This window comes from Granulibacter bethesdensis CGDNIH1 (assembly GCF_000014285.2).
Taxonomy (GTDB): Bacteria; Pseudomonadota; Alphaproteobacteria; order Acetobacterales; family Acetobacteraceae; genus Granulibacter; species Granulibacter bethesdensis.
In genome coordinates this window covers 2,445,358-2,469,956 of sequence record NC_008343.2, presented here as the reverse complement: position 1 = coordinate 2,469,956, position 24,599 = coordinate 2,445,358, and the positions used below count along the sequence as shown (strand labels likewise).

The window sequence follows — 24,599 nt, the reverse complement described above, 5'->3', positions numbered from 1 at the left end:
AGAACAAAATAAATATTTTTTACAGGAAAAATAAGGCATGTTTTTCAACTTCTGACTGTATTATTTCCTAATGACGCAGCTGCATCTGGATCGGGCCTTCGCGCCGGCCATGGGTGAACTGGTCGACATAGGGGTTGTCGCTGTCCATCAACCTGTCGGCTTTGCCGGTCCAGACGATGCGGCCCTGAAACAGCATGGCGGCTTCGTGGCCGATCCGTTTCGCGCTGGCCATATCGTGGGTGATGGCAATGGCCGTGCTGCCACCTGACGGGCCGGCGGTGACGCATTCGACGATCAGCCCGTCGATCACTGCGCCCATGATGGGATCAAGACCGGTCGTCGGCTCATCGAAAAACAGGATATCCGGCTGCATGGCGATGGCACGGGCCAGAGCAACCCGTTTCTGCATGCCGCCGGACAACTCGGCCGGAGACATGCGCCCGATCTCTGCGCTGAGTCCTACTTTGGCCAGGTATCGGGTTGCGATCTCCTTCGCCTCTGAGCGGGAGAGACGGTTGCGGGCCAACAAACCGAAGGTCACGTTTTCCCAGACCGGCAGGCTGTCGAACAATGCGCCGTTCTGGAACAGCATCCCGATCCGTTGCCGCTGCGCGGCCCGTTCATCGGCAGGCATGGTGAGAATGTCGCGTCCGTCGAACTCGATTTTTCCCTCATCCGGCTCGATCAGGCCGAGAATGCATTTCAGCAGCACCGATTTGCCGGAGCCGGAGCCGCCGATTACGACCAGAGAGGTGCCGGCTGGAACATCCAGATCGACGCCATCGAGAATCCGGCGCTCGCCGAACGTCTTGCGCAGCCCGGTGATGCGGATGGAAGGTGCGCTCATCGTGAGAAAAACAGTTCGGTCAGGACGTAATCGAATGCCAGGATCAGAACGGAAGCGGTCACCACGGCGGATGTCGTGGCCGAGCCAACCCCCTGCGCGCCCCCCCGGCTGTTATAGCCATGATAGCAGCCCTGAAGGGCAATCAGGAATCCGAATACGGCCGCTTTCGTCAGGCCGGACATGACATCATCCATGTGGATGGAGGCGATGGTATTGGCCAGATAGGTGTGCGAATTGAAACCCAGCTTGATTGAGGCCACCAGCCATCCGCCCATCACGCCCAGAATATCGGCAATGATGACCAGCAACGGCAGGGCGATGGTGCCTGCCAGCAGCCTGGGCGCGACCAGATATTTCATCGGATGAGTGGACAAGGTGGTCAGCGCGTCGATCTGGTCGGTCACGCGCATTGTGCCCAGCTCCGCCGCCATGGCCGCGCCGACGCGCCCGGCGACCATCAGCCCGGCCAGTACCGGTCCCAGTTCCCGGGTGACGGAGAGCGAGACCAGAGACGCAATGGCGCTCTCGGCCGAAAAACGGGCAAAGCCGGTATAGGATTGCAGCGCCAGCACCATCCCGGTGAAAATGGCGGTCAGTGCCACCACCGGCAGGCTGAAATAGCCGATTTCCACCAATGCCCGCAGAAACATACGCCCGTAAAAAGGCGGCCGCAGCAGATGCGATAGAGCGGTGAGACCGAATACGCCCATCCGGCCCGTGCTGGCACAGGCCGAGAAAAAGCCCCTGCCCAGCCATGCAAGCGGACTGAGGATCATGGGGTCAAAGGCCGATAAACACGCTCATAGCGCCGCCCGAGGGAGGTCAGCACCTCATACCCGTTCGTGCTGGCGCGTGCGGCGACTTCATCGGGGGATACCTCTGGCCCGATAAGCTCCAGCCAGGAGCCTACCGTGATACGGGGATCGTCAGTGACGTCGTAGGTCGTCAGGTCCATGGAGACACGGCCTACCAGTGGAATGCGTGCCCCGTCAAAAGCGGCCTCTGCCCGGCTGCTCAGGGCACGCTGGAAACCATCCGCATATCCGACTGAACACACCGCGATCCGGGAGGGACGCTGGGCGACCCAGATACCATTATAACCTACGATCTCCCCAGCTTCGACCGGTCTGATCTGAAGCACTCTTGCAGAGAGCCGCAACACGGGGCGCATCGGGTTCGGGCGGCCTGGAACCGGATTGATGCCATACAGCGCAGCCCCGGGCCGGGCGATGTCGCTGGCAAAATCCGGCCCCAGAAAAATACCGGAGGAATTGGCGATGCTGCGCGGAGCAGGCGGCAGGCGGCTGCACGCGGCAGCAAAACGCTGGCGCTGAAGTGTATTGCTGTCATGGTCGGGAATTTCAGCGCTGATCAGATGGGTCATGATGGCCCGTAGCGTAATGCCGTCCAGCAGCTCGGGCCGTTCGGCCAGCCGGTCACGTTCCTGCGGGTCCAGCCCCAGCCGGTTGATGCCGGTATCCACATGCAGAAAAGCGGGCAGGGCCTGTTCGCGGCGGGTTGCCTCCTGCCGCCATGCCTCGATTTCAGCGAGGGAGCCGAGCGCCGGGATTAGCCCATGATCCGTATAAGCAGCTTCCCACCCGGGCCACAGGCCATTCAGCACGATCAACGTGGCGGATGGAATCAGCGGACGAAGCGTCAGGGCTTCCTGCGGATGGGCCACGAAAATGTGATCGCATCCCTCCTGCACCAGACGTTGAGCAATGACGGCGGCCCCCAGCCCGTACCCGTCCGCCTTGACCACGGCCCCGGTGATGCGATTCGTACCATGGGTCGTACGCAGAAAGCGCCAGTTGGCGGCAATGGCCTCCAGATCGATCTCCAGCCGTGCCACACCCGGCCCGTTCTGGTGCGCTTCGCCCTGAAGGGAAGGCAAAATATCAACCGGACCGCGGGATGCCTCCGCTTCTGTCAGGGGCATTTCATATGGCCCGATATCGTCAGATGTCCTCGCCATGGACGACATCGAGATCGCCGAAGCGGGTGAACTCAGCCTCGAAGAACAGATCGATTTTTCCGGTCGGCCCATGACGCTGCTTCGCGATGTAGAGTTCGGCCTTATTGTGCGCGGACTCCATATCCTGTGTCCATTTCTCCATGGCCGAGTGGAATTTCTCGTCATTCTCGAAGGCGATCTCCTTCGGCATGCGCTGTTGCAGGTAATATTCGTCGCGATACACGAACATCACGCAGTCGGCGTCCTGCTCGATCGATCCCGATTCGCGCAGATCGGAAAGCTGGGGCCGCTTGTCCTCCCGGCTTTCAACCGCACGAGAGAGCTGGGACAGGGCGATGACCGGCACGGCCAGTTCCTTGGCGATGGCCTTCAGCCCCTGCGTGATCTGGCTGATTTCCAGCACGCGGCTTTCCGGGCGTGTGCCGGCGGCGGGGCGCATCAGCTGAAGATAGTCGACCACGATCAGCGCCAGCCCCTTGGTCCGTTTCAACCGGCGGCAGCGTGTGCGCAGGGCGGAGAGCGTGATGGCCGGGGTATCGTCAATATAGAGCGGCATGACCGCCAGTTCCCGGCTGACTTCCACGAAGCGGTCGAAATCGCGCTGCCCGATATCGCCACGCCTGATGCGATCGCCGGAGATGCGGGCCTCTTCGGAGAGGAGACGGGTGGCAAGCTGCTCCGCGCTCATTTCAAGGGAGAAAACAGCCACTGTGCCGGATGGCACCGCATTGGGGTCTTTCTCCCGCGCTTCGATCAACAGGGAGCGGGCTGCGCCGAAGGCGATTTTGGTTGCCAGCGCGGTTTTGCCCATACCGGGACGCCCAGCGAGGATCAGCAGGTCGGAGGGGTGCAGACCACCGCTGCGCTTGTCCAGATCGCGCAGGCCGGTAGACAGGCCGGACACACCGCCCGGTGTTCTGAAGGACCGTTCGGCCCCGGCAATGGCGGCGGTCAGCGCCACTTCAAAGCTGACGAATCCGCCTTCACTGCCGCCACGCTCGGCCAGATCGAACAGGGTCTGCTCGGCGGTTTCCAGCTGTTCACGTGCAGACAGAGCCTGTGCGGCATCATCAGCCGCCCCGAAAGCACGGTTCACCACGTGCTCGCCAAGGTCGATCAGCTGGCGGCGCAGCCAGGCATCATGGATGGCGCGGCCGTATTCACCGGCATTGATGATGCCGACCATGGCACTCATCAGCTTGCCCAGATAGGCGCTGCCGCCGACCGGATCCAGCAGGCCGGAATGCTCGTATTCCGCCTTCAGCGTGATGGCATCCGCCAACTGTCCGGTTTCGATCCGCCGGGCGATAGAGTGATACAGACGGCCATGAATCGGGTCGGCAAAATGCTCGGGGGCCAGAAATTCGCTGACCCGTTCATAGGCTTTGTTGTTGGTCAGCAAGGCACCCAGCAGCGCCTGTTCCGCCTGATGGTTGGAGGGCGGCAGGCGTTGCGACAGGCCGAGCAGCGCGGGTTCGGACGGGGATGTGGTCACCAGAGTATTCATCGCCGGCGATCATAAGACAGGCTGGCGCGCCCGTCGCTGTGGAAGAATGCTAATAACGGGGATAACTTGGATAGGGCTGGTTATCTCTTTGAAACGAAACAGAAAAAAGGCGCGGACCGAAACCGGTGCCGCGCCTTGCTTCATAGTCTCGGGATCACCGCTCAGGCGGAGATCTCGACCTCTTCTTCGTCCGCAACCTCAATCAGGGCGGCTTCCGCAGCAGCAGCGGCTTCCTCGGCGGCAAGGCCGACAGCCTCGCCACGGGCCTGACGTTCGGCTTCCTCGACGCTGCGGGCGACATTGACCGTCACCGGCAGCACGACTTCCGGATGCAGCACGACGCGCACATCGGTCAGGCCCAGCATCTTGATCGGCTGATCAAGCTGGATCTGCTGACGGTTCACGCTCAGGCCGGATTCCGTGATTGCAACCGCGATATCGCGGCTGCTGACGGAGCCGTACAGGCCGCCGGATTCGCCCGCCTGACGGATGATGACGACCGACAGGCCGCTTACGCGTTCGGCGATGCGCTCGGCTTCTTCGCGGCGCTTCAGGTTCTGGGCTTCCAGCTGGGCGCGCTGCTGTTCGAAGCGCTCCGTATTCGCCTTGGTCGCGCGGATGGCGCGGCCGCCAGGCAGCAGGAAGTTACGGGCATAGCCGGGTTTCACGCGGACCAGATCACCCATCTGGCCCAGCTTTTCGACCCGCTGCAGCAGGATCAGTTCAACAGCAGCCATGGGTCCCTCCTCAGGTCAGGATATAGGGCAGAAGGGCGAGGAAACGGGCGCGCTTGATAGCCTGCGCCAGTTCACGCTGCTTCTTGGCCGAAACGGCGGTGATGCGGCTCGGTACGATCTTGCCGCGCTCGGACAGGAAGCGGCTCAGCAGGCGCACGTCCTTGTAATCGATCTTCGGCGCGTTCGGGCCGCTGAACGGGCAGGACTTGCGGCGACGATAGAAGGGGCGACGCGCACCGACCGCAGCGCGGCGGGTGGCGGGATTCACATCCTGGGTATCGGACATATCAACTTACTCCTGATCCAGACCGCGGTCGTCATCGTCGCCGCCGGCGCGGGCGCGGAATTCCTCGCGGTCATCATAGCCACGCTTGCGACCCGACTCGAAACGGCCGGGCGGCTTCGGGCCGCGGAAACCGCGTTCGCGGTCATCGGACTTGCGGGACAGGATCACGGACGGAACGTCGTCGATCTCCTCGACACGGATAGTCATGAAGCGCAGAACGTCTTCGTTCAGGCGCAGCTGACGCTCGACTTCCGTGATCGTGGCGGGCTTCGCGTCCAGGCCCAGCAGCATGTAATGGCCCTTCCGGTTCTTCTTGATCCGATAGGCCAGTGTGCGCAGACCCCAGTATTCACGCTTCTTGATCGCGCCGCCCTCGGCCTCGATCAGGGACGCAACATGGTCGGCAACGCTTTCGACCTGCTGCTGGGTCACATCGTTACGTGCAATCAGCACGCTCTCGTAAAGCGGCATTTCATTCCCCCTCTGGCTGTTCGGCCCCGACCGGTATGGTCCATGCAGGGGATCCCCGGAAAACCGGGCCATGCATGCGGGCATAGCCGGGACGATGCCGTCGCCCCGGCAGGGAAGGGCGGGGTAACATCACGAAACCCGTTTCGTTTCAAGGAAAAACCGCGCAGCGGAGGCAGGATCGCAGCACATGGCAGTCTGTTTGCCATCTGTCTGGCACCGATTCCAAGGCAAGCCGGTCAGCCTTGGAGTGCCCGGCATTGACTTATCGGCGTGTGAAAGTTACGCGGCGTTCCTCCAACAGTTCGGAATGATTGCGTCGAATGACCGTTCGCGCCTTTTTGTTTCCAGGTCAGGGCAGCCAGTTCGTCGGTATGGGCCGTGATCTGGCCGATGCGTTCCCCATCGCTCGTGAAGTATTCGAGGAGGTGGATGATACGCTGGGTCAGAAACTGTCCCGTCTGATGTTCGATGGTCCTGCCGAGGATCTGACCCTCACGGAAAACACCCAGCCCGCCCTGATGGCTATGTCGATGGCCGTCCTGCGCGTGCTGGAAAAGGAAGGCGGCTTCATCCTGCCTGCAAGGGCTGCGGTGGTGGCCGGGCATTCTCTGGGTGAATACTCCGCCCTGTCTGCCGCCAATGCACTGTCCGTGGCTGAAGCGGCGTTGCTGCTGCGTTTGCGCGGTCAGGCGATGCAGAATGCGGTACCGCCCGGGGAAGGCGGCATGGCGGCGTTGATCGGTGTCGATATGGATCAGGCGGCTTCCATCTGTGAAGAAGCGACCACTGATCCGGAGACGGGTCGGCATGAGGTGATCCAGCCCGCCAACGATAATGGCGGCGGGCAGGTGGTGATTTCCGGCCATCGCGGCGCGATTGACCGGGCGATCGAGGTGGCCCGTGCGCGGGGCGTGAAGCGGGCTGTGCTGCTGCCGGTCTCTGCTCCGTTCCATTCGGCGTTGATGGCGCCGGCGGCGGATGTGATGGCGCAGGCTCTGGCGGAACATCCGTTGCATGCGCCATTGGTGCCGGTGATCGCCAATGTCACGGCGGCCAAGGCCACGGACCCGGCGGAACTGCGCGACCTGCTGGTGCGGCAGGTGACAGGTACCGTGCGATGGCGGGAATGTGTGGCAACGATGCTGGAACTCGGCGTCGATACGTTCGTCGAGCTTGGCGCGGGCAAGGTGCTGGGTGGTCTGATCAGGCGAATTGCACCGGATGCAACGACCCTGTCTGCCGGAACCCCGGCAGAGATTGAGGCGCTGCTCAAGACATTTTGACGGATCAGACTGGTCGTGGGCGGAATCCCCGGCGGGGGCCGGTTCCGTACCGGACAACGAATAAAGAGATGAGGGGAAACGCCGATGTTCCGGCTGGATGGTAAAGTGGCTCTGGTAACCGGGGCTTCTGGCGGGATCGGAGCTGCCATCGCCCGTGCCCTGCATGCGCAGGGTGCAAGTGTGGTTCTGTCCGGCACCCGCCGCCCTGCTCTCGAGTCGTTGGCGGATTCTCTGGGCGAGCGTGCTTATATCGTGACGGCCGATCTGTCCGATCCCGCAGCGGCGGAAGGGTTGGTTGCAGCGGCGGAGGAAGCGGCCGGCCCGCTTCACATTCTGGTCAATAACGCAGGCCTGACCCGCGATATGCTGGCCCTGCGGATGAAGGACGAGGACTGGCAGACGGTTCTGGATGTCGATCTGACCGCGCCTTTCCGTCTGGCACGGGCCGCGCTGAAGGGCATGCTGCGCCGCCGGGCCGGCCGGATCATCCAGATTTCCTCGGTGGTCGGTGCAACCGGCAATGCGGGACAATCGAATTATGCGGCAGCAAAGGCAGGGCTGGTGGGTATGAGCAAGGCTCTGGCCCAGGAAGCGGGTTCACGCGGCGTCACGGTGAATGTCGTGGCCCCCGGTTTCGTGGAAACCGCGATGACCGATGTTCTTCCCGAAACCAGCCGTGAAAAGCTGTTGCACTCTATTCCTCTCGGCCGCATGGGGCAGCCGGAGGATATCGCATCGTCCGTGGTCTATCTGGCCTCTGACGAAGCCGGATGGGTCACCGGTGCCACACTGCATGTAAATGGCGGTATGGCGATGATCTGAACTATGGCAGGATGGTGGCGGTGTGCGAAAAACCATGCTATCGCGCAGCCGTCAGCCTGATGGCCGGAATGTTCCGGCCTTTGGGTCATCGTCCATCAGGCCTCGTCTTGCCCGGTTTCGGACAGGGTTCGAAAAAGGCCGGGGGGCGAAACATCTTTGGGGATAATGTCCGGTGGACCAGACAGGGAAGCCGGATCAGGCCACAGCAAGCATGCTGCAAGCAGGAGATAGAGATCCGATGAGCGAAGTCGCCGACAAGGTGAAGAAGATCGTCGTCGAGCACCTGGGCGTCGAGGAGTCCAAGGTGACCCCCGAAGCGTCGTTCATCGACGATCTGGGTGCCGACAGCCTCGATACCGTCGAACTGGTGATGGCGTTCGAAGAGGCGTTCGGGGTGGAAATTCCGGAAGACGCGGCTGAGAAGATCAGCACCGTCAAGGACGCGGTCGAATACATCGAAAAGCAGAAGGCGGCCTGAGGCTTCGGCCCGGCCCTCTTTTCCAAATTTGACGCACAAGACACCAGGATCGAGCGGGATGAGCATTTCCGACTCTGCTAACAGCCGTGGACGCCGTGTCGTCGTTACCGGCATGGGGATTGTCAGCCCACTCGGGCTTGGTGTCGAACACGTCTGGAAGCGCCTGATCGCCGGGGAATCCGGCATCGGCGCAATCCAGGCTTTCGATGTATCGGCTCTGCCCGCCCGCATCGCGGGGGAGGTGCCTGTCGGTAACAAAGCCGAAGGCAGCCTGGATCTGGCCGAATGGATTCCGGTCAAGGATCAGAAGAAGATGGATCGCTTCATCCATCTGGGTCTGGTCGCCGCCACGCAGGCGGTCGAGGATTCCGGCTGGATGCCCGGTGAGGACGATCAGGAAGGCCGTGAACGCACCGGCGTGATGATCGGTTCGGGTATTGGCGGTCTTCAGACAATTTACGAGACCTCCGTCAAGATTTATGAAGGCAAGGCGGCGCGTATCTCGCCCTTCTTCATTCCTGCCGCGCTGATCAATCTTGCCTCGGGCCATCTGTCGATCAAATATGGTTTCAAGGGACCGAACCATTCCGCCGTCACGGCTTGCGCCACCGGCGTTCATGCCATTGGTGATGCTGCCCGTCTGATCGCCATCGGGGATGCCGATGTGATGGTTGCGGGTGGTGCGGAAGCGGCGGTGTGTGAACTCGGCATTGCCGGGTTCTGTGCCTCCCGTGCCCTTTCTACCGGGTTCAATGAGACGCCGACCGAGGCATCCCGCCCATGGGATAAGGACCGTGACGGCTTCGTCATGGGGGAAGGCTCCGGCGTGCTGGTGCTCGAGGAATACGAGCACGCGAAAAAGCGCGGCGCGAAAATCTATGCGGAAGTGTCCGGCTATGGCCTGTCGGGTGATGCGCATCACATCACCGCCCCGGCAGAAGGCCACGATGGCGCGTTCCGGGCGATGAAGGCCGCGTTCCGCAATGGCGGGATGACGCCTGCCGATATTCAGTATGTCAATGCGCATGGCACCTCCACCCCGCTGGGCGATGATCTGGAGCTGGAGGCGGTCGAGCGTTTCTTCGGGGATGCGGCGCGCACCGTCGCCATGTCCTCCACCAAATCCGCCACGGGGCATCTGCTGGGTGCGGCAGGCGCGATTGAGGCCGTGTTCTCTATCCTCGCCATCCGGGATGGCGTGGTGCCGCCGACCCTCAATCTGCATACCCCGAGCCGCGAAAGCGTGATTGATCGTGTGGCCCTTGAGGCCCAGCGTCGTCCTGTGAAAGCGGCGCTCTCCAACAGTTTCGGTTTCGGTGGAACCAACGCCAGCATCATCTTCCGCGCCGTCTGATCATACGCCGCTCTCCGCAGGCGATGGTGCCCGCGCGCAGAACGGAGACGATCAGGCTGCACGCCGCCATGGGCTGGTGCGGCCTTCCGCCGATACGGAGGCCGCTTCCACCCATGATGGTGCCGGAGATGACACCGATCACCCTGTCATGGATGAAGCCTCACCCCAACCGGTGAGCGGTGAGGCACGTTCAAAATCGGACTGGGATGATGCATCCCCGGCCGGTCCTCCATCTCCACCTGACCAGACCAGGCCGTCTTCTCCTCCGGCAAAGCGCCGTCACTGGCGGTGGTGGTTGGGGGGCGGTGTGGCGGCTCTGCTCGCTGCTGTGGGCGGGATTGCCGGATATGGCTGGCTGACGGCCTATGCCGATGGCCCTTCCGAAGCTCGTACCATCGTTGTCGTGCCGCGTGGTGGTCTGGTTCATGTGACGCAGGCACTGCGTCAGGCGGGTATCATCGACTCTCCTCTGTTGTTCCGTGCCGCGGTCGAGATCACGCGGTGGCAGGGGGCCGGTACCTTGCACGCGGCGGAGTTCGAATTTCCGGCTCACGCCTCGGTGATGACCGTGCTGCATATCCTGCGTACAGCCCGGCCGGTGCAGCATACGATTACGTTGCCTGAAGGCATTACCGCATTCCGTGTGGCCGAGATTTTGTCCCGTGATCCCGTGCTGACCGGCGATGCGCCGGTACCGCCGGAGGGGAGTCTTCTGCCGCAGACCTACGCTTTCGAACGGGGGGCCACACGTCAGCAGATTGTGGAGCGGGCGACCGAGGCCAGCCGTCACTGGCTTGAGAAAGCATGGCAAGGACGGGATCGCTCCATCGGTTTGACCAGTCCGGAGCAAGCGGTGATTCTGGCCAGCATCGTGGAGCGGGAAACAGCCCGTCCCCAGGAACGCCCTCATGTGGCGGCGGTTTTTCTCAACCGTTTGAAACATGGGATGCGGCTTCAGGCGGACAGCACGCTGGTCTATGCCGCCAGCGGTGGCAGTGGTCAGCTGGAACGGCCTTTGTCCCATGCAGATCTGGCTTTTGACGAGCCGTACAACACCTACCGCATCCATGGTCTGCCGCCCGGCCCGATTGGCAATCCCGGGCAGGCGGCGCTGGAAGCCGTGCTCCATCCGTTGCACAGCGACGATCTTTATTTCGTTGCTGATGGAAATGGCGGGCACAATTTTGCACGTGATCTCGGCCAGCATGAGGCCAATGTGCGCAAATGGCGGGACGGCAAAAAAAGCCGCTGAACCTGCGGGGTTCTATTGAGGCATCAGCCGTGCCGTGAGCGCGGGGGGCAGCAGGGCGGTCAGATGGGCGAGGGCCGCCATCTGCCATGGGAAGGCGTAGCGTATTTTCCCCTGTGCAATCGCAACAAGGATCCGGGACGCTCCGTCCTCGGCCTCCATCAGAAACGGCATCCGGAAGCGGTTTTTATCGGTCATCGGTGTGCGGATAAATCCCGGACAGAGGGCGCTGAGCCTGATCCCGTCTTTCCACGCACGGGAGGCGGCGGCGGTGGCCCAACTTTGTGCAGCGGCCTTGCTGGCGGAATAGCTGGGCGCATAGGGCAGGGGTGCCAGCCCGGCGATGGAGGCGATCACCGCGATCCGGCCACGTAGAGCGTCATCAATGACGGCCTGCCCCTGCATCAGGGTCATGGCGGGCAGGACGCTGTTCAGCATGCCGGTGACATTGGTTTCGAACACAGCGCGGGTGGTGGCCGGCATTTCCAGGCCGCTGCCTGTTGCCGTTCCGCTCATGGCGGGGGAGATGCCTGCATTGGCGATCAGCGTTCCCAACCGGTCTCCGTGGGCAGCTATGCTCTCGATCCAGCCAGCCATGGCGACCTCATCCCTGACATCGGCACTGAAGCATCGCACCTGTGCCCCTTGATCCCGGCATTGTTGCCCGGTTTCTTCCAGCCTCTGTAGATCCCGCCCGTTCAGATACAGGCGCGCGCCGGGAAAGGCGCAGAGAATGGCCAGCGCCGCGCCGATCCCGCTGGAGGCTCCGGTGATGGCAATGGCCCCTTCCTGAGCCAGATGATGGGCGGCGATCTGCCCCTTTTGACGTATTCTCTGTTTGTCACGCTGGCCCATTGCCTGCCCCCGCTGGTATACGGCGCGCGAGGGGAGACGAACTCAGATGGTGCCCAGCCCGACCGTACGAATCGATTTCAGCCAGACTATACCCCGTCAAACCATTTGCCATGCTGCCTTGCGGGAGCAGAGGGTATGATGCGTCCACTGCCTGAAACGGGGCGGAGGGGGCTGTGTCTGGTGGTGGCGGCACCTTCCGGAGCGGGCAAAAGCTCCATCACCCGTGCGCTGCTGGCGGAAGATCCCGGCCTGCGTCTTTCGGTCAGTGTGACCACCCGCGCTCCGCGTGCCGGGGAGCAGGAGGGCGTGCATTACTATTTCCGTACACAGGAAGAGTTCGATGCGATGGCCGCAGAGGGCCAGCTGCTGGAATATGCGCGTGTGTTCGGGCGCAGCTATGGCACGCCGCGCGGGCCGGTGCAGAAGGCCCTGTCGGAGGGCAGTGACGTCCTGTTCGATGTGGACTGGCAGGGCTATCACCAGCTCCGCTCCGCCTTACCGGGCGATGTGGTGGGTATTTTCGTGCTGCCCCCCTCGCTGGACGACCTCGCCAGCCGGCTGGAGGGGCGGGGAGACGCACCGGATATCATCGCCCAGCGTATGGCGGCGGCACGGGATGAGATCGCCCATGTGGGAGAGTTCCCCTATGTCGTGGTGAATACTCATCTGCCGGAGGCGATTGATCAGGTGCGGACCATTCTTCATGCGGCCCGCACGGAAACGAAACGGCAGGGCTGGCTGCGTCACTGGCTGGGTGGCCTCGGCCTGTCGGAGTGAAAAATGAGGATGCCATGACTGAAAGCACGGAGCGTCTGATTGTCCCGGTGACCGATCTGCCGGAGGAACAGGCTGCTTCATGGCTGGGTGCTGCCGAGGCGGTGCATCGTCAGCTACGCCCTGCGATCCCCGATCCTTATGCGGGGCATATGCGGGCGATGATCGCGCAGGGGGCGGAGATGGCAGTCCTGGCGGAAGGCGGCCTCGTCAGGGCGGTGGCGGTCTATCGGTGTTACCTGACCACCTATCGCGGTTTTCGGTTTTACGTGGATGATCTGGTGACGGATGAGGCCAGCCGCTCCTGTGGCCATGGCGAGGCCTTGCTCGGCTGGTTACGGCAGCGGGCACAGCAGAGGGGCTGTCAGGCACTCGATCTCGATTCCGGTGTGCAGCGCGCCAGAGCGCACCGTTTTTATTTCCGGGAAGGTATGTCGATTACGGCGTACAGCTTCTCGCAGACGTTGGTGGAGAACCGTTAGCGTTTCTTCTCCCACCCCCGTGGCCCCTGCTGCCAGTAGGTAAGGGTGTGGCCGGCGTTTTTTGCCTGTTTCCAGCGCAGGCGGGCGGCGGCGACGGCGTCTTCGTTGCTTCCGTCGAACAGATCGAACACGCGGGTATAATCGTGCAGTCTCTCGCTGGCGGTGCCGTCGATCAGGAACAGGAAGTGGGCGCCATTGGGGGCGGCTTCATCCTGTGCAGTCAGCCAGATCGGCTGAAGGGCCGCATCGCCGCTGCGGGCGGTGCCGTGGGGAAGCCAGTCCGGGTTGGGGCAGAGCCAGAGCGTGGTGTCCAATGCGGCCACCCGCTCCGGCCCGCCGCACAGCACCATGGCTCTCTCGCCTGCTGCCAGAGTACGACCGAGTAGTTGCGGCAGGGCCTGTTCAGGCCCTGTCCGCGTCAGGTGATAGAAGCCGATTTCCGTCATCAGCCTTCGTAATACTCGGCGACCAGACGGTCGAGCAGACGCACGCCATATCCGGCAGCGCCTTTTTCCGCGAGGCTGGTATCGTGAGTCAGCCATGCCATCCCGGCGATGTCCAGATGTGCCCATGGCTTGCCGTTGACGAAGCGTTGGAGGAACTGGGCGGCGGTGATGGAGCCTGCCGGACGACCACCCACATTTTTCACATCGGCAATGTCGGAGCGAATCTGGCGGTCATAAGCGGGATGCATCGGCATCCGCCAGACTTTCTCGTTGGTTGCCGCACCGGCTTTGGCGATCTGCTCGGCCAGTGTGTCATCATTGCTGAACAGCCCGGCATATTCATGGCCGAGACCGATAATGATCGCACCGGTCAGCGTGGCGAGGTCGATCATGATGCGCGGATCGTATTTCTGCTGGGCGTACCACAGCACATCCGCCAGTACGAGGCGGCCTTCCGCATCGGTGTTGATAACCTCGATGGTCTGGCCGGAATAGCTGGTGACCACATCGCCCGGACGCTGCGCGGTGCCGGAGGGCATGTTTTCCACCAGCCCGATAATCCCGATCGCATTGACCTTTGCCTTGCGGGCAGCGAGGGCGGCCATCAGCCCGGTCACAGTCCCGGCCCCGCCCATATCCCATTTCATGTCTTCCATACCGGCGGCTGGTTTGATGCTGATCCCGCCCGTATCGAAAGTGACGCCCTTGCCGATGAAACAGACCGGTTTTTCCTTGCTGCGGGCTCCGGCTCCGTTCCACTGCATTATCACCACACGGGCTTCGCGTTCGCTGCCTTGAGCAACACCCAGCAGGGCGCCGAAGCCGAGTTTGGTCAGCTCCTTCGGGCCAAGGATTTCGACTTTCAGGCCGAGCGTGGTCAGCTTGCGGCAGCGTTCCGCGAATTCCGCCGGATAGAGCACGTTCGCAGGCTCACTCACCAGATCGCGGGTCAGGAACACGCCTTCGGCAATGGCGCGCAGCGGGGCCAGAGCGGCGCGGGTGCTGGCAATATCGGTGGTCAGAACGGTCAGTTTGGTCAGTGTCGGTTTGGCATCCGCTTTTTCATCGGTGCGATAGCGATCGAAGCGGTAGGACCGTAATGTGGCCCCATGCGCGATGAACGCAATCTGTTCGTTGGACAGGGTCGGGGCTGCAATGGCGGCCGTGTTTTCCTTCGCAATGGAGGGCCATGCGGCACCACCGGCTTCTTCCAGAGATGTCTGGGTCGGCACATCCTTGCCCAGACCGATCAGCACGATACGGGACAGGCCGGCACCGGGGGCAAGCAGATTGAGGCTTTTGCCATGCTCTGCCTTGAAATCGGCGATGGAGATGGCGCGGGTAATGGCCCCGCCCGTAGCCTTGTCCGCTGCTTCGACAAGGCCCGACGGTGTTTCGCCGGGCGCAAGAAACAGAACCAGTGCCCCGTTTTTGGGCAGGGCAGCTTTGGCAAAAGCGATATCGAGCATGCAGGTTCCCACAGACTTGGACCGGGACGGGAAAGCCGTTCCGGAACGGATAAGCAGTCAGATGACTCTGACGCTAAAGCAGATTGGCTGCGGATGAAAACGGCCTGCACCGCGTGGCCGTCATGTCTTGTTGATGAGAGACGGGATACCATCGGATCGAAAGGGCAAGAGGGAGGGGGGGTTACTCCACCGCTTTTCTTCCGGTGCTTTTACTCTGGCGCGATACACCGCATGATAAGCGCATGAATGACATTGAAGCACTGGCCCTGGCGGCTGAACTGGCACAGCAGGCGGCCTCGATTATCATGACGATCCGCTCCCGCGGGTTCGACGTGATCCATAAATCCGATCACAGCCCGGTCACCGAGGCCGATCATGCAGCGGAAAAGGCGATCCTTGCCGGTCTGCGTGCCGCCACACCGCAATGGCCGGTGGTGGCGGAGGAGGAGGTCGCAGCGGGTCTGATGACCGCCCCCGCCGATACGTTCTGGCTGGTCGATCCGCTGGACGGTACCCGGGAGTTCACCGCCGGAACACGGGATTTCACGGTGAATGTCGGCCTGATCCGTCATGGCCGACCCGTTCTGGGAGCCGTGGCGCTGCCTGCTTACGGGGAGCTGTTTCTGGGCATTCCAGGGCAAGGCGCATGGAAGCGGGATGCTGATGGCGAAAGGCCGATCCATGTCCGCACACCACCGGCGGAAGGGCTGACCGTCATGGCTTCCCGCCACTATGCCGATGATCCGCGTCTGGCGGAGTTCCTGGGTCAGCGCAAGGTTGCAGCCCTCAGTAATATCGGCTCGGCGGCCAAATTCTGCCGTCTGGCGGAAGGCGAGGCCGATCTGTATCCGCGTCTGGGCCGCACGATGGAATGGGATACGGCTGCACCGCAGGCGGTTCTGGAGGCTGCCGGAGGGTCGGTCCTCACTTTTGATGGTCAGAGGCTCGGCTATGGCAAGCCGGGATGGGAAAATCCGCATTTCATCTGTAATGGCGCGCATGGCTGACATTTTGCCCTGCACGACCGCCTTGCTGACAGAGCCGGAGGCGGCGGGCAGGCTGTTGCGTCAGGGCGCGCTGGTGGCGTTTCCGACCGAAACGGTCTGGGGGCTGGGGGCTGATGCGACCTGTGCCGATGCCGTGGCGCGGATTTTTGCCGCCAAGGATCGGCCGCGTTTCAATCCGCTGATCTGCCACTTGCCGGATGCGGAATCCGCTTTTACCCATGGTATCGCAGATGACAGGGCGCGGGCGCTGGCGGCTGCATTCTGGCCGGGGCCGCTGACCATGGTGTTGCGGCGGAACCCGGACAGTCCTGTGAGCCTGCTGGCCAGTGCCGGGCAGGAGACACTGGCATTGCGTGTGCCCGCTCTCGATCTGGCCCGCAGGATGCTGGTGGCGGCAGGGTGCCCGGTGGCAGCGCCTTCCGCGAACCGGTCGGGACGGGTGTCTCCCACCAGCCGTGATCATGTCATGGAGGGGCTGGCCGGGCGTATCGACGCCGTGCTGGATGGGCCGGACTGCATGGTGGGGGTGGAGTCGACCGTGATTGATCTCAGCGGTCCTTCAGCGATCCTGTTGCGTCCGGGCGGTGTGTCCCGCGAGGCGTTGCGGGATGTCATCGGGGATGTGACGGTTTTATCCGCTCCGGAAGGGGGGGCGGACGGAAGCAGGGAACAGGTGTTGCTCTCGCCCGGTATGATGCGTTCTCATTATGCGCCTTCCCTGACCGTGCGGCTTGATGCGGTATCGGTTGCCGCTGATGAGGCGTTGCTGGCTTTTGGGCCGCCTTTGCCCGGGGCTGGGCTGGTGTGGAATTTAAGCGCTGCCGGAGATGTGATTGAGGCCGCCACGCGCCTGTTTTCAGGGTTGAGAACCCTGGATAGCAAGGGGAGGCAACGGGGTCTGCGAGGGATCGCCTGTATGCGCGTGCCGATGCAAGGGTTGGGCGAGGCCATCAATGATCGTCTGGCCCGTGCGGCGGCCCCGCGTGAGATGCCATCCGACGCGGTGGGGGAGCCATAAGACGGTCTGATGAAGGCGCTCTTCCCCGGTTATGCTGTCGCATTCCGGTGGTTGCTTTCCTTTCGTTCCTGTCCCAGACAATGCTCATGAGCCTGAGACTGACGACACTCGATCGATATGTGATGCGCCAGTTGCTGGTTGCGCTGGTCGCCTGCACCTGCGGGCTGGTGGCGCTGATCTGGCTGACCCAGTCGCTGCGTTTCATAGAACTTGTGGTCAATCGCGGCCTGTCCGTTTTTGTGTTCCTGAAACTGACCGGCCTGCTGATCCCCAGCTTTGTGGCGGTGATCATTCCCATCACGACTTATGTTGTGGTCCAATTCGTGTATCAGCGTTTGGCAGGGGATCGGGAATTGACGGTCATGCGGGCGGCCGGGCTGTCCAGCTGGGTCATGGCGCGCCCGGCGCTGCTGGTGGCACTGCTGACAATGCTGCTGTCCTTCGTCCTGAATCTGTGGATCGTGCCGGCGGCCTTCAGTGCGTTCCGGGAGTATCAGTGGGAAATCCGCAACAAGATGGCGGCTTTCCTGTTGCAGGATGGCGTGTTTACCCCCGTTTCCGATGACATGATCGTCTACATACGCAAACGCGACGCGGACGGGACATTGCATGGCATCCTGATTGATGATGCCCGCAAGGCCGACAGCCATGCGACGATCATCGCCCAGCGTGGGCGGATGGAGCAGGGTAGCAATGGTGCGCCTCAGGTCGTGCTGGAAAGCGGCAGCCGGCAGGAGCTGGACCGCCATACGGGTCGGCTGAATATTCTGACTTTCAACGAGAACACGATCAGCCTCGAACAATCCGGCAAGGATGAACAGCGGTCGCGCGATGCCAATGAAATGTCGCTGACCGAGCTTTTGCATCCCGATCCTTCACAGGTGATGGCGCGGGATATTCCAAAGTTGAGGGTGGAGGCGCACAGGCGTCTGTCTGGTCCGCTCAATGTTCTGTCTTTTGCGGTGGTGGCGCTCGTTTCGGTGTTGAACGGCGCTTTTCGTCGACATGGTGGTCTGCTGCGTCCGGGTGTGGCGGCGCTGGTGGTGGTGGCTTTGCTGGCTGTTGGACTGGCCGTGGCGAATGCTGCGGCAAAACTGCCGCAACTGATTCCCCTGATCTGGATTGCAGCTGTTGCGCCCGGTATGGCCGGGGCCTGGATCATGTTCTGGCCGGAATGGCGCGGGAGAACATCTTTCAGGGAGGCGGGTCACAACAGGTTTGCCAGTCTTCCTCCGTCAGGGGCGCGTTAAATGATCCGCGCCTTGACCCTGTCATCCTATATCACCCGGGTTTTTCTGGCCGCAGCGCTGGTTGTTCTCGTTGCCCTTACTCTGCTGGTCGGGTTGTTCGATTTCATTGAATTGCTACGTCGGGCGGCGACCAAGCCGGATGTCTCATTCGGGCTGGTTTCGACCATCGCGGCGCTGCGACTGCCGTGGATGAGCATCACCATCCTGCCTTTCGCGGTTTTGCTGGGGGGAATTGGGGCATTCTGGCGGCTTACCCGATCCTCGGAACTGGTGGTGGCCCGGGCTGCGGGCATCTCCGCCTGGCAGTTTCTGGCGCTGCCGGTCGGGGCTGCTGCCCTGCTGGGGATGCTGGCCATGACGGTGATCAGTCCGCTCTCATCGGTCATGCTGTCGCGTGCAGAGCAACTCGATAACACCTATCTGCGAACCAGCGGCGGGCCGATGCGGCTGGCAGGCGGCCAGCTTTGGCTGCGTCAGTCCGATCCTGGGCTGGACCCGCACGGTGTGTCGATCATCCATGCAATGCAGGTGGCAGCCCATAAAAACAGTCTGCAAGCCTCTTCCATCACTGTTTTCCGGCTGGATTCCGAGGATCGCCTGGTCCAGCGGATCGAGGCGGCAACAGCCAGACTGGTCTCCGGCCAATGGGTTTTGGACAATGCCAGAGTCTTGCGTCCCAGCCATCTGCCGGACCCGCCGCATACTGTGGAGATCCCGACCGATCTGACCGTACGGCGTATTCAGGAAAGCTTTGCCTCCCCCGATACGCTGTCATTCTGGAGCCTGCCGGATTTTATCCGCCTGCTGGATCGGTCGGGGTTTTCATCGTTGCGGCATCGTCTGCGTTTTCAGTCTCTGCTGGCCCTTCCTTTGTTATGTGCCACCATGGCGCTGGTGGCGGCGGGGTTTTCCATGCGACCCTCCCGTCGGGGCGGGGTTGCCAAAATGATTGGCAGTGGTGTGGCGGCCGGATTCTGTCTGTTCGTCGTCTCCAAAGTGGCAGAGGAATTCGGGCAGTCCGGCACTGTTCCGGTGGTGCTGGCGGCATGGGCGCCTTCGGTCGCCGGGTTGATGCTGGCAGTGGCGCTGCTGCTGCATCTGGAAGACGGCTGATATGCTGACAGATCGTGCGCGGACAGGCTAAGGACACGCATGCACATGAAACGAAACGGCATCGGAAGAATGAAGACGCGGTTGGTCCTGCCAGGGCTGACGGCTTCTGTTCATGATCACCGCCTGTCATTGTTTCTGGTAGTGATGTCCGCATGCATGCTGGCCGGAGGGGCTTCGGCCTTTGCCCAGGTCAGTTCCCTGCAGGCGAGTGACAGCCTGTTCAATCAGTTCAACCAGACATCCTCCCCCGGTGCCAGCGGTTCCTCGGCGCTGGAGCCTGCCATGGTGGGCAGCGATCCGAACGGAGCCTCCGCCCCTCCGCCCGTGGCGGCCCCTTCACCACGCAAAAAAGGCTCTACGGTCAGTGGCCAGACGCCGGTCACCTTCACCGCCGATCATCTGACATATGACCGTGACGGCGCGCTGGTCAGTGCGGAGGGGCATGTAGAAGCGTGGCAGGGCGACCACGTGCTGCGCGCCGACAAGGTCACGTATGATCGTAACACCAATGTTGCCGCCGCATCCGGCAATGTGGTGCTGCTGGAGCCGGATGGCGAGGTTCTGTTCAGCGATTACGCCGAACTCAGTCAGGGCATGAAAGACGGCGTGATGAAAAACATGCGCGCCCTGCTGAAATTCAACGGTCGTCTGGTTGCCAACGGCATGCGTCGTACCGATGGCAAGGTCAATGACATGAGCCGGGTGCTCTACACGACCTGTAACCTGTGTCTGGATGACCCGAAAAAGCCGCCTTTCTGGCAGATCCGCGCCTTTACCGGCACACAGGATCTGGAGGAGAAAAAAATCGAATATCAGGATGCGGTGATGGAGATTTACGGCATTCCGGTGCTGTACCTCCCTTACATGTCGCATCCTGATCCTTCGGTGAGGCGCAAGAGCGGCTTCATGGTGCCCGGGATCGGCCAGTCCGGCTATCTGGGTGTTTTTGCCCGGGTTCCGTACTATCTGGTGATCGACGACTCATCCGATGTCACTCTGACCGCGACCCTGCCCTCGCAGACCGGACCGCAATTGCAGGCCTATTACCGGAAGAAGTTCAATAGCGGGGACATGCAGATCAATGTGGCGGCCGCCTATGTGGCGTCGTCCAGCCGCACCGATAGTAACGCCTATTACGATCCGATCCGGCCCGGTTTTCAGGGATTGATCTTCGCGAAGGGCGAATTCGTCTATGACGATACGTGGCGTTACGGCTTCAATCTGAACAATGCGACCTCGGCTGCCTATCTGCGCGATTATCATATTTCCGGTGTCGGCACGAACGTCCTGTCGAACAATATCTACCTGGAGGGCTTCGGTCAGGGTTCCTATACCCGTCTGAATGCGATGTCCTATCAGGGGATCAGCGGCTCCTTCGCCAATTCGACGGTTCCTTATGTCCTGCCGCATTATATCTATGAATATGCGGGGCAGCCGGATTCACTGGGAGGACATTTCTCGCTCAGGACCGATGATTTCAGCGTCCTGCGCGAGAAAGGCGTTTCGGATCAGAGAGCCTCGCTCAGTCTCAACTGGGACCGGCCTGCCATCGGGCGCTTCGGCGATCTGTGGAAATTCACGCTGCATGGGGATACGGTCGCCTATAATGCGACGGGGCTGAACCAGCAGCCGGTCTATGCACCCTATACCAGCACAACCGATGCGCGTGCTTTGCCCCAGGCGGCGGTCGAGGTCCGGGTGCCGCTGGCCCGCACTGCGGGCCAGTGGGGCACACAGGTGGTCGAGCCGATCGCCCAGTTGATCGTCGCCCCCAATACAGGCGGAGGCGGGTATCGCTATTTCCCCAATGAAGACAGTCTGGTGACGCAGTTTACCGATGCCAATCTGTTTTCGCTCAACCGTTTCAACGGCCTTGACCGTATGGAAGGCGGCATCCGGGCCAATGTCGGTCTTCATGCCTCCTGGAAATACAAGACCACGATGCTGGATGGGCTGGTCGGTCAGTCCTACCGGACCCATCGGGATGATACATTCATGCCCGGGCTGGGTCTGTCCGACCGTGCCTCGGATATTGTGGGGCGGGTCAGCCTGAGCGGCATCGGATATGATCTGACCACACGGGGCCGTTTCGATCACAAGAGCGGCCGGATCCATTACGGGGAGGCCGTGGCATCCTTCGGACCATCATGGCTGCGCGCCAGTGTGGGATATCTGTATACGGCGGAGAATAATTTTTACGATCTGACCTATGCGCCCGGTACGGTGCTGCCTGCCTCTACGCCTGTCTATCAGCTGGTCACGACACCGCGTAACGAAGCCATGCTCGGCCTGTCGACGCATTATGAGCATTGGCGCTTCAGCGCCTATGCGCGTCGTAATCTGGAAGCCGAGCAGATGGTGGCGCTGGGGGGCGACATTGCTTACGAGAATGAGTGCTTCATTTTGGCGATGCGTTTGTACAAACGCTATACCTCGATCCTGAATGATACCGGGAACGAGACCATCATGTTCTCTCTGACGTTTAAAACGCTGGGATCGTTTGGCTTCCGGGCTTTCTAGGCGGGCTGCTGCTGGCTATCAGAGATATCAGGATCAGGACAGGACGCTTACCCTCATGGCTGTTGACCGTTTTCGCGCCCTTCTTCTTGCCGGTCTGGCATTGTCTTCTGCTCAGCCGGCCCTGGCTGCATCCCATGGGGGGAGTGCCGCCGGCAAGGCAAAGGCACCCGCTTCTTCGCCTGATGAGACCAGTATCGTCGCGGTTGTGAATGGCGATGTCATCAGCAAGGGCGATGTGGATGCGCGTCGGCGGCTGTTTGCCATGTCCACAGGCCTGCCAATGTCAAAGGAGGTGCTGGATCGTCTGACTCCGCAGGTCCTGCGTCAGTTGGTGGACGAAAAATTGCGGCTCCAGGAAATCCAGCGTCGTGGTATCGTCATCACCGACAGCGATATTGCCCACTCCATTCAGGGGATGGAGCAGCGGAACGGTATGCAGCCGGATGCGCTGCGCCACAAACTGGCTGCGGATGGGGTCAGCATGCGTACGCTGATCGACCAGATTCGTGTTCAGTTAGGCTGGACCCGGGTGCTGCGTCAGCAGCTGGGGGAGCGTGTCAGGATCAGCGACAAGGAAATCCAGGACGAGGAAGAACTGCTGGCATCCCAGAAAGGCCAGACGGAATATCGCGTTTCGGAAATTTTCATCCCCGTCGATGATCCCTCCCGTGCGCAGGCAGCCCATGATTTTGCCGATACGGTCATCCAGCAACTGCGCAGCGGAGCACCTTTTCCCGTTGTCGCCGCCCAGTTCAGCCAGAGTCAGACCGCACTTGAGGGCGGTGATCTGGGATGGGTGCAGCCCAATCAGCTTGATCCGCAGGTTGTGTCGGTGCTGAAGGAAATGCCTCCCGGGGCGATCAGCAACCCGATCGACGTGGCGGGGGGGATCGAGATCGTGGCCCTGCGCGGCAAGCGGATCATCGGTAATGATCAGGGGACTGCCTTATCGATCCGACAGGTTTTCTATCCGTTTACGACCCCGCTCAATCCGGCAGCGCCCACGGATCAGCAGCGGAAAACGCTGGAGCATGCGAAGGCCGCCGCCGCTGCTATGCATGATTGTGCCGCAGTCGAGGCCGCCAGCAAGGCGATGGGAGGATCGCGGCCCTCCGATCCCGGTGAGCTGCGTCTGGAAAGCATTAATCCGCCGCAGTTTCGTGCCCTTCTGGCTTCTCTGCCGGTGGGTCAGCCGAGCCAGCCGATCGTCTCTCAGGACGGTATTGCCATCATGATGGTGTGCAGCCGGACCCAGAAGAATTTCGGTCTGCCCGGCAAGGAGGATATTTCCAATCAGATTCTGGGCGAACGTGTTGAAACCGCCAGCCGTCAGCTTCAGCGTGAGCTGCGCCGTCGCGCCCTGATCGATATGCGGGGCCATGACTGAGGCGGCTGTGGGGACAGTGCCTGGTTCCCCTTTGGCGCTTCCGCCCTTACGCGACGTTATTGCCCGGCATGGGCTGGAAGCCCGCAAGGCGCTGGGTCAGCATTTTCTGCTCGATCCGCATCTGATGGCGCGAATCGTGCGGGAAGCTGGCCCGATGCAGGGCCGTACAGCGATCGAGATCGGGCCGGGGCCGGGCGGCCTGACCCGTGCCTTGCTTGAGACTGCGGCAGAGCGGGTGGTGGCGATTGAACTCGATCATCGGGCAATCCCGGCGCTGGAGGAGCTTGCCGGTTTCTATCCGGATCGTCTGACGGTGCTGGAAGCGGATGCGATGCGGGCCGATCTTGGCACGCTGACCACGGGGCCGAGACGCATTGTCGCCAACCTGCCTTACAATGTCGGCACGCCCCTTCTGGTTGGCTGGTTGCGTCAGGCGGCGCTGTTCGAGAGCATGACCCTGATGTTCCAGCAGGAAGTAGCGGAACGCATCTGTGCTGCACCGGGCAGCGATGCTTACGGTCGTCTGGGGGTGTTGGCCCAGTGGACCTGTCGGGTGGAAATGCTGATGTCGGTGCCGCCCGGAGCCTTTCATCCGCCTCCGAAAGTGTATTCCGCTGTGGCAGCGCTGTGGCCTCGTGAGGAACAACCATCCCCGGCTTTGTTCACGGCGATGGAGCGGGTCACGGCGGCTGCATTCGGTCAGCGGCGCAAAATGTTGCGCGGTGCCCTCAAATCATTAGGGGGCGAAGGGTTGCTGTCCCGCGCGGGTATTGCCGGTGATCGTCGGGCGGAGACCTTGACGATCGAGGAATTTGACCGTCTGGCACGCACCAGCCTCGGCGGCGACCAATAAAAAAGCGCGATCCCCGAAAGGATCGCGCCCATTTCTATCCGATCAGGTCGGCGGAAGGAATCAGTCGAACAGACCGGTGCGCTCGATGCGCAGCTGACCACGATGCAGACCCAGATCGTCCAGTTCCTGATCCGTGCGGGCTGCCAGAATGCGGGCTGTACAACGCCGGGCGCGCTCGTTCTGCAGGCGCTGGTGAACAGCCTTCAACTGCTGGCGCACGGAGCCATGGACGGCAACGATTTGTGCGGGCAGGCTGCGGGAGGAAAGCAAACCCTGATTGAAGGTCGTGGTGGTCATGTGATCGGTTCCCTGAGGCACTGCCGGGCCTCCTTGGCATTGATTCGGAAGGCAGCGTCCTTGTGGTGATTATATGATCTATTTGCCTCTAAAAGCGGCGAGTAAAGAGTAAAAGA

25 protein-coding genes are annotated in these 24,599 nt (G+C 61.8%); 14 read left to right on the top strand and 11 right to left on the bottom strand.

What is annotated here, in order from left to right:
• Positions 1–67: 67 nt before the first annotated feature.
• The 7 genes from GBCGDNIH1_RS23595 to rpsF form a co-directional block, all read right to left on the bottom strand.
• Positions 68–847 (bottom strand): ABC transporter ATP-binding protein, encoded by a 780-nt coding sequence (locus GBCGDNIH1_RS23595; protein WP_011632920.1) that lies wholly within the window; start codon positions 845–847, stop codon positions 68–70.
• Positions 844–1,623: an MlaE family ABC transporter permease gene (locus tag GBCGDNIH1_RS23590; protein WP_011632919.1), complete on the bottom strand. Its 780-nt coding sequence runs from the start codon at positions 1,621–1,623 to the stop codon at positions 844–846. The genes GBCGDNIH1_RS23595 and GBCGDNIH1_RS23590 overlap by 4 nt, the downstream gene beginning before the upstream one ends.
• Positions 1,620–2,702 carry an alanine racemase gene (alr, locus tag GBCGDNIH1_RS23585; RefSeq protein WP_011632918.1) on the bottom strand — a complete coding sequence of 361 codons (1,083 nt, stop codon included), beginning with the start codon at positions 2,700–2,702 and terminating at the stop codon, positions 1,620–1,622. The genes GBCGDNIH1_RS23590 and alr overlap by 4 nt, the downstream gene beginning before the upstream one ends.
• A 106-nt stretch (positions 2,703–2,808) precedes the next feature.
• Positions 2,809–4,332, bottom strand: a complete 1,524-nt coding sequence (locus tag GBCGDNIH1_RS23580; RefSeq protein ID WP_011632917.1) for a replicative DNA helicase — start codon at positions 4,330–4,332, stop codon at positions 2,809–2,811.
• Between the two features lie 161 nt (positions 4,333–4,493).
• Entirely contained in the window at positions 4,494–5,069 is a 576-nt protein-coding gene (gene rplI / locus GBCGDNIH1_RS23575; protein WP_011632916.1) for a 50S ribosomal protein L9, read from the bottom strand.
• A 10-nt stretch (positions 5,070–5,079) separates the two neighbouring features.
• Entirely contained in the window at positions 5,080–5,355 is a 276-nt protein-coding gene (gene rpsR / locus GBCGDNIH1_RS23570) for a 30S ribosomal protein S18 (protein WP_011632915.1), read from the bottom strand.
• A 6-nt stretch (positions 5,356–5,361) separates the two neighbouring features.
• Positions 5,362–5,826: a 30S ribosomal protein S6 gene (rpsF, locus tag GBCGDNIH1_RS23565; protein WP_011632914.1), complete on the bottom strand. Its 465-nt coding sequence runs from the start codon at positions 5,824–5,826 to the stop codon at positions 5,362–5,364.
• Positions 5,827–6,146: 320 nt separating this feature from the next.
• Between rpsF and fabD the strand changes: the two genes are divergently transcribed.
• From fabD to mltG, 5 genes are all read left to right on the top strand, one after another.
• Positions 6,147–7,109 (top strand): ACP S-malonyltransferase, encoded by a 963-nt coding sequence (gene fabD / locus GBCGDNIH1_RS23555; RefSeq protein ID WP_025318427.1) that lies wholly within the window; start codon positions 6,147–6,149, stop codon positions 7,107–7,109.
• 84 nt (positions 7,110–7,193) lie between these two features.
• Positions 7,194–7,931, top strand: a complete 738-nt coding sequence (fabG, locus tag GBCGDNIH1_RS23550; RefSeq protein ID WP_011632911.1) for a 3-oxoacyl-[acyl-carrier-protein] reductase — start codon at positions 7,194–7,196, stop codon at positions 7,929–7,931.
• Positions 7,932–8,169: 238 nt separating this feature from the next.
• Complete coding sequence (locus GBCGDNIH1_RS23545) at positions 8,170–8,409, top strand: acyl carrier protein (RefSeq protein WP_011632909.1); 240 nt, start codon at positions 8,170–8,172, stop codon at positions 8,407–8,409.
• A 58-nt stretch (positions 8,410–8,467) separates the two neighbouring features.
• A complete protein-coding gene (gene fabF, locus GBCGDNIH1_RS23540) occupies positions 8,468–9,763 on the top strand; it encodes a beta-ketoacyl-ACP synthase II (protein WP_043453171.1) in 1,296 nt (431 codons plus the stop codon).
• Positions 9,726–11,015: an endolytic transglycosylase MltG gene (gene mltG, locus GBCGDNIH1_RS23535; RefSeq protein WP_095206544.1), complete on the top strand. Its 1,290-nt coding sequence runs from the start codon at positions 9,726–9,728 to the stop codon at positions 11,013–11,015. Before fabF ends, mltG begins: the two co-directional genes overlap by 38 nt.
• Before the next feature lie 12 nt (positions 11,016–11,027).
• Here mltG and GBCGDNIH1_RS23530 read toward each other — a convergent pair whose 3' ends face one another.
• Positions 11,028–11,867: an SDR family NAD(P)-dependent oxidoreductase gene (locus GBCGDNIH1_RS23530; RefSeq protein WP_080504522.1), complete on the bottom strand. Its 840-nt coding sequence runs from the start codon at positions 11,865–11,867 to the stop codon at positions 11,028–11,030.
• A 135-nt stretch (positions 11,868–12,002) separates the two neighbouring features.
• Between GBCGDNIH1_RS23530 and gmk the strand changes: the two genes are divergently transcribed.
• Positions 12,003–12,644, top strand: a complete 642-nt coding sequence (gene gmk, locus GBCGDNIH1_RS23525; RefSeq protein ID WP_011632905.1) for a guanylate kinase — start codon at positions 12,003–12,005, stop codon at positions 12,642–12,644.
• 14 nt (positions 12,645–12,658) lie between these two features.
• A complete protein-coding gene (locus GBCGDNIH1_RS23520) occupies positions 12,659–13,123 on the top strand; it encodes a GNAT family N-acetyltransferase (RefSeq protein ID WP_050748568.1) in 465 nt (154 codons plus the stop codon).
• Here the strand turns inward: GBCGDNIH1_RS23520 and GBCGDNIH1_RS23515 are convergent.
• Both GBCGDNIH1_RS23515 and GBCGDNIH1_RS23510 read right to left on the bottom strand, forming a co-directional pair.
• A complete protein-coding gene (locus GBCGDNIH1_RS23515) occupies positions 13,120–13,569 on the bottom strand; it encodes a DNA polymerase III subunit chi (protein WP_011632903.1) in 450 nt (149 codons plus the stop codon). The two genes, GBCGDNIH1_RS23520 and GBCGDNIH1_RS23515, sit on opposite strands and share 4 nt — an antisense overlap.
• Positions 13,569–15,038 (bottom strand): leucyl aminopeptidase, encoded by a 1,470-nt coding sequence (locus GBCGDNIH1_RS23510; RefSeq protein WP_043454559.1) that lies wholly within the window; start codon positions 15,036–15,038, stop codon positions 13,569–13,571. The genes GBCGDNIH1_RS23515 and GBCGDNIH1_RS23510 overlap by 1 nt, the downstream gene beginning before the upstream one ends.
• Positions 15,039–15,280: 242 nt before the next feature.
• Between GBCGDNIH1_RS23510 and cysQ the strand changes: the two genes are divergently transcribed.
• From cysQ to rsmA, 7 genes are all read left to right on the top strand, one after another.
• Positions 15,281–16,045: a 3'(2'),5'-bisphosphate nucleotidase CysQ gene (cysQ, locus tag GBCGDNIH1_RS23505; protein ID WP_043453168.1), complete on the top strand. Its 765-nt coding sequence runs from the start codon at positions 15,281–15,283 to the stop codon at positions 16,043–16,045.
• A complete protein-coding gene (locus tag GBCGDNIH1_RS23500) occupies positions 16,038–17,063 on the top strand; it encodes an L-threonylcarbamoyladenylate synthase (protein ID WP_011632900.1) in 1,026 nt (341 codons plus the stop codon). Before cysQ ends, GBCGDNIH1_RS23500 begins: the two co-directional genes overlap by 8 nt.
• A gap of 86 nt (positions 17,064–17,149) precedes the next feature.
• Complete coding sequence (gene lptF, locus GBCGDNIH1_RS23495) at positions 17,150–18,313, top strand: LPS export ABC transporter permease LptF (protein WP_232449655.1); 1,164 nt, start codon at positions 17,150–17,152, stop codon at positions 18,311–18,313.
• Positions 18,314–19,426, top strand: a complete 1,113-nt coding sequence (gene lptG, locus GBCGDNIH1_RS23490; RefSeq protein ID WP_011632898.1) for an LPS export ABC transporter permease LptG — start codon at positions 18,314–18,316, stop codon at positions 19,424–19,426.
• A gap of 69 nt (positions 19,427–19,495) precedes the next feature.
• Positions 19,496–21,946 carry an LPS-assembly protein LptD gene (locus tag GBCGDNIH1_RS23485; protein WP_162288479.1) on the top strand — a complete coding sequence of 817 codons (2,451 nt, stop codon included), beginning with the start codon at positions 19,496–19,498 and terminating at the stop codon, positions 21,944–21,946.
• Between the two features lie 55 nt (positions 21,947–22,001).
• Entirely contained in the window at positions 22,002–23,333 is a 1,332-nt protein-coding gene (locus tag GBCGDNIH1_RS23480) for a peptidylprolyl isomerase (RefSeq protein ID WP_043453165.1), read from the top strand.
• Positions 23,326–24,186: a 16S rRNA (adenine(1518)-N(6)/adenine(1519)-N(6))-dimethyltransferase RsmA gene (gene rsmA, locus GBCGDNIH1_RS23475; protein WP_011632895.1), complete on the top strand. Its 861-nt coding sequence runs from the start codon at positions 23,326–23,328 to the stop codon at positions 24,184–24,186. The genes GBCGDNIH1_RS23480 and rsmA overlap by 8 nt, the downstream gene beginning before the upstream one ends.
• A gap of 60 nt (positions 24,187–24,246) precedes the next feature.
• On the opposite strand, the gene GBCGDNIH1_RS23470 is transcribed toward rsmA, so the two are convergent.
• Positions 24,247–24,483 carry a DUF1127 domain-containing protein gene (locus tag GBCGDNIH1_RS23470; RefSeq protein ID WP_025287491.1) on the bottom strand — a complete coding sequence of 79 codons (237 nt, stop codon included), beginning with the start codon at positions 24,481–24,483 and terminating at the stop codon, positions 24,247–24,249.
• Between the last annotated feature and the right edge of the window lie 116 nt (positions 24,484–24,599).

Bases quoted from the DNA above. Each gene is read 5' to 3' on its own strand.
- GBCGDNIH1_RS23590 (WP_011632919.1), bottom strand. From the start codon at position 1,623: ATGATCCTCAGTCCGCTTGCATGGCTGGGCAGGGGCTTTTTCTCGGCC.
- GBCGDNIH1_RS23470 (WP_025287491.1), bottom strand. From the start codon at position 24,483: ATGACCACCACGACCTTCAATCAGGGTTTGCTTTCCTCCCGCAGCCTG.
- gmk (WP_011632905.1), top strand. From the start codon at position 12,003: ATGATGCGTCCACTGCCTGAAACGGGGCGGAGGGGGCTGTGTCTGGTG.
- GBCGDNIH1_RS23580 (WP_011632917.1), bottom strand. From the start codon at position 4,332: ATGAATACTCTGGTGACCACATCCCCGTCCGAACCCGCGCTGCTCGGC.
- GBCGDNIH1_RS23545 (WP_011632909.1), top strand. From the start codon at position 8,170: ATGAGCGAAGTCGCCGACAAGGTGAAGAAGATCGTCGTCGAGCACCTG.
- GBCGDNIH1_RS23510 (WP_043454559.1), bottom strand. From the start codon at position 15,038: ATGCTCGATATCGCTTTTGCCAAAGCTGCCCTGCCCAAAAACGGGGCA.
- GBCGDNIH1_RS23485 (WP_162288479.1), top strand. From the start codon at position 19,496: ATGAAGACGCGGTTGGTCCTGCCAGGGCTGACGGCTTCTGTTCATGAT.
- GBCGDNIH1_RS23520 (WP_050748568.1), top strand. From the start codon at position 12,659: ATGACTGAAAGCACGGAGCGTCTGATTGTCCCGGTGACCGATCTGCCG.
- rsmA (WP_011632895.1), top strand. From the start codon at position 23,326: ATGACTGAGGCGGCTGTGGGGACAGTGCCTGGTTCCCCTTTGGCGCTT.
- fabF (WP_043453171.1), top strand. From the start codon at position 8,468: ATGAGCATTTCCGACTCTGCTAACAGCCGTGGACGCCGTGTCGTCGTT.
- GBCGDNIH1_RS23595 (WP_011632920.1), bottom strand. From the start codon at position 847: ATGAGCGCACCTTCCATCCGCATCACCGGGCTGCGCAAGACGTTCGGC.
- GBCGDNIH1_RS23515 (WP_011632903.1), bottom strand. From the start codon at position 13,569: ATGACGGAAATCGGCTTCTATCACCTGACGCGGACAGGGCCTGAACAG.
- GBCGDNIH1_RS23480 (WP_043453165.1), top strand. From the start codon at position 22,002: ATGGCTGTTGACCGTTTTCGCGCCCTTCTTCTTGCCGGTCTGGCATTG.
- cysQ (WP_043453168.1), top strand. From the start codon at position 15,281: ATGAATGACATTGAAGCACTGGCCCTGGCGGCTGAACTGGCACAGCAG.
- fabG (WP_011632911.1), top strand. From the start codon at position 7,194: ATGTTCCGGCTGGATGGTAAAGTGGCTCTGGTAACCGGGGCTTCTGGC.
- rpsF (WP_011632914.1), bottom strand. From the start codon at position 5,826: ATGCCGCTTTACGAGAGCGTGCTGATTGCACGTAACGATGTGACCCAG.
- fabD (WP_025318427.1), top strand. From the start codon at position 6,147: ATGACCGTTCGCGCCTTTTTGTTTCCAGGTCAGGGCAGCCAGTTCGTC.
- GBCGDNIH1_RS23500 (WP_011632900.1), top strand. From the start codon at position 16,038: ATGGCTGACATTTTGCCCTGCACGACCGCCTTGCTGACAGAGCCGGAG.
- rplI (WP_011632916.1), bottom strand. From the start codon at position 5,069: ATGGCTGCTGTTGAACTGATCCTGCTGCAGCGGGTCGAAAAGCTGGGC.
- lptG (WP_011632898.1), top strand. From the start codon at position 18,314: ATGATCCGCGCCTTGACCCTGTCATCCTATATCACCCGGGTTTTTCTG.
- rpsR (WP_011632915.1), bottom strand. From the start codon at position 5,355: ATGTCCGATACCCAGGATGTGAATCCCGCCACCCGCCGCGCTGCGGTC.
- lptF (WP_232449655.1), top strand. From the start codon at position 17,150: ATGAGCCTGAGACTGACGACACTCGATCGATATGTGATGCGCCAGTTG.
- GBCGDNIH1_RS23530 (WP_080504522.1), bottom strand. From the start codon at position 11,867: ATGGGCCAGCGTGACAAACAGAGAATACGTCAAAAGGGGCAGATCGCC.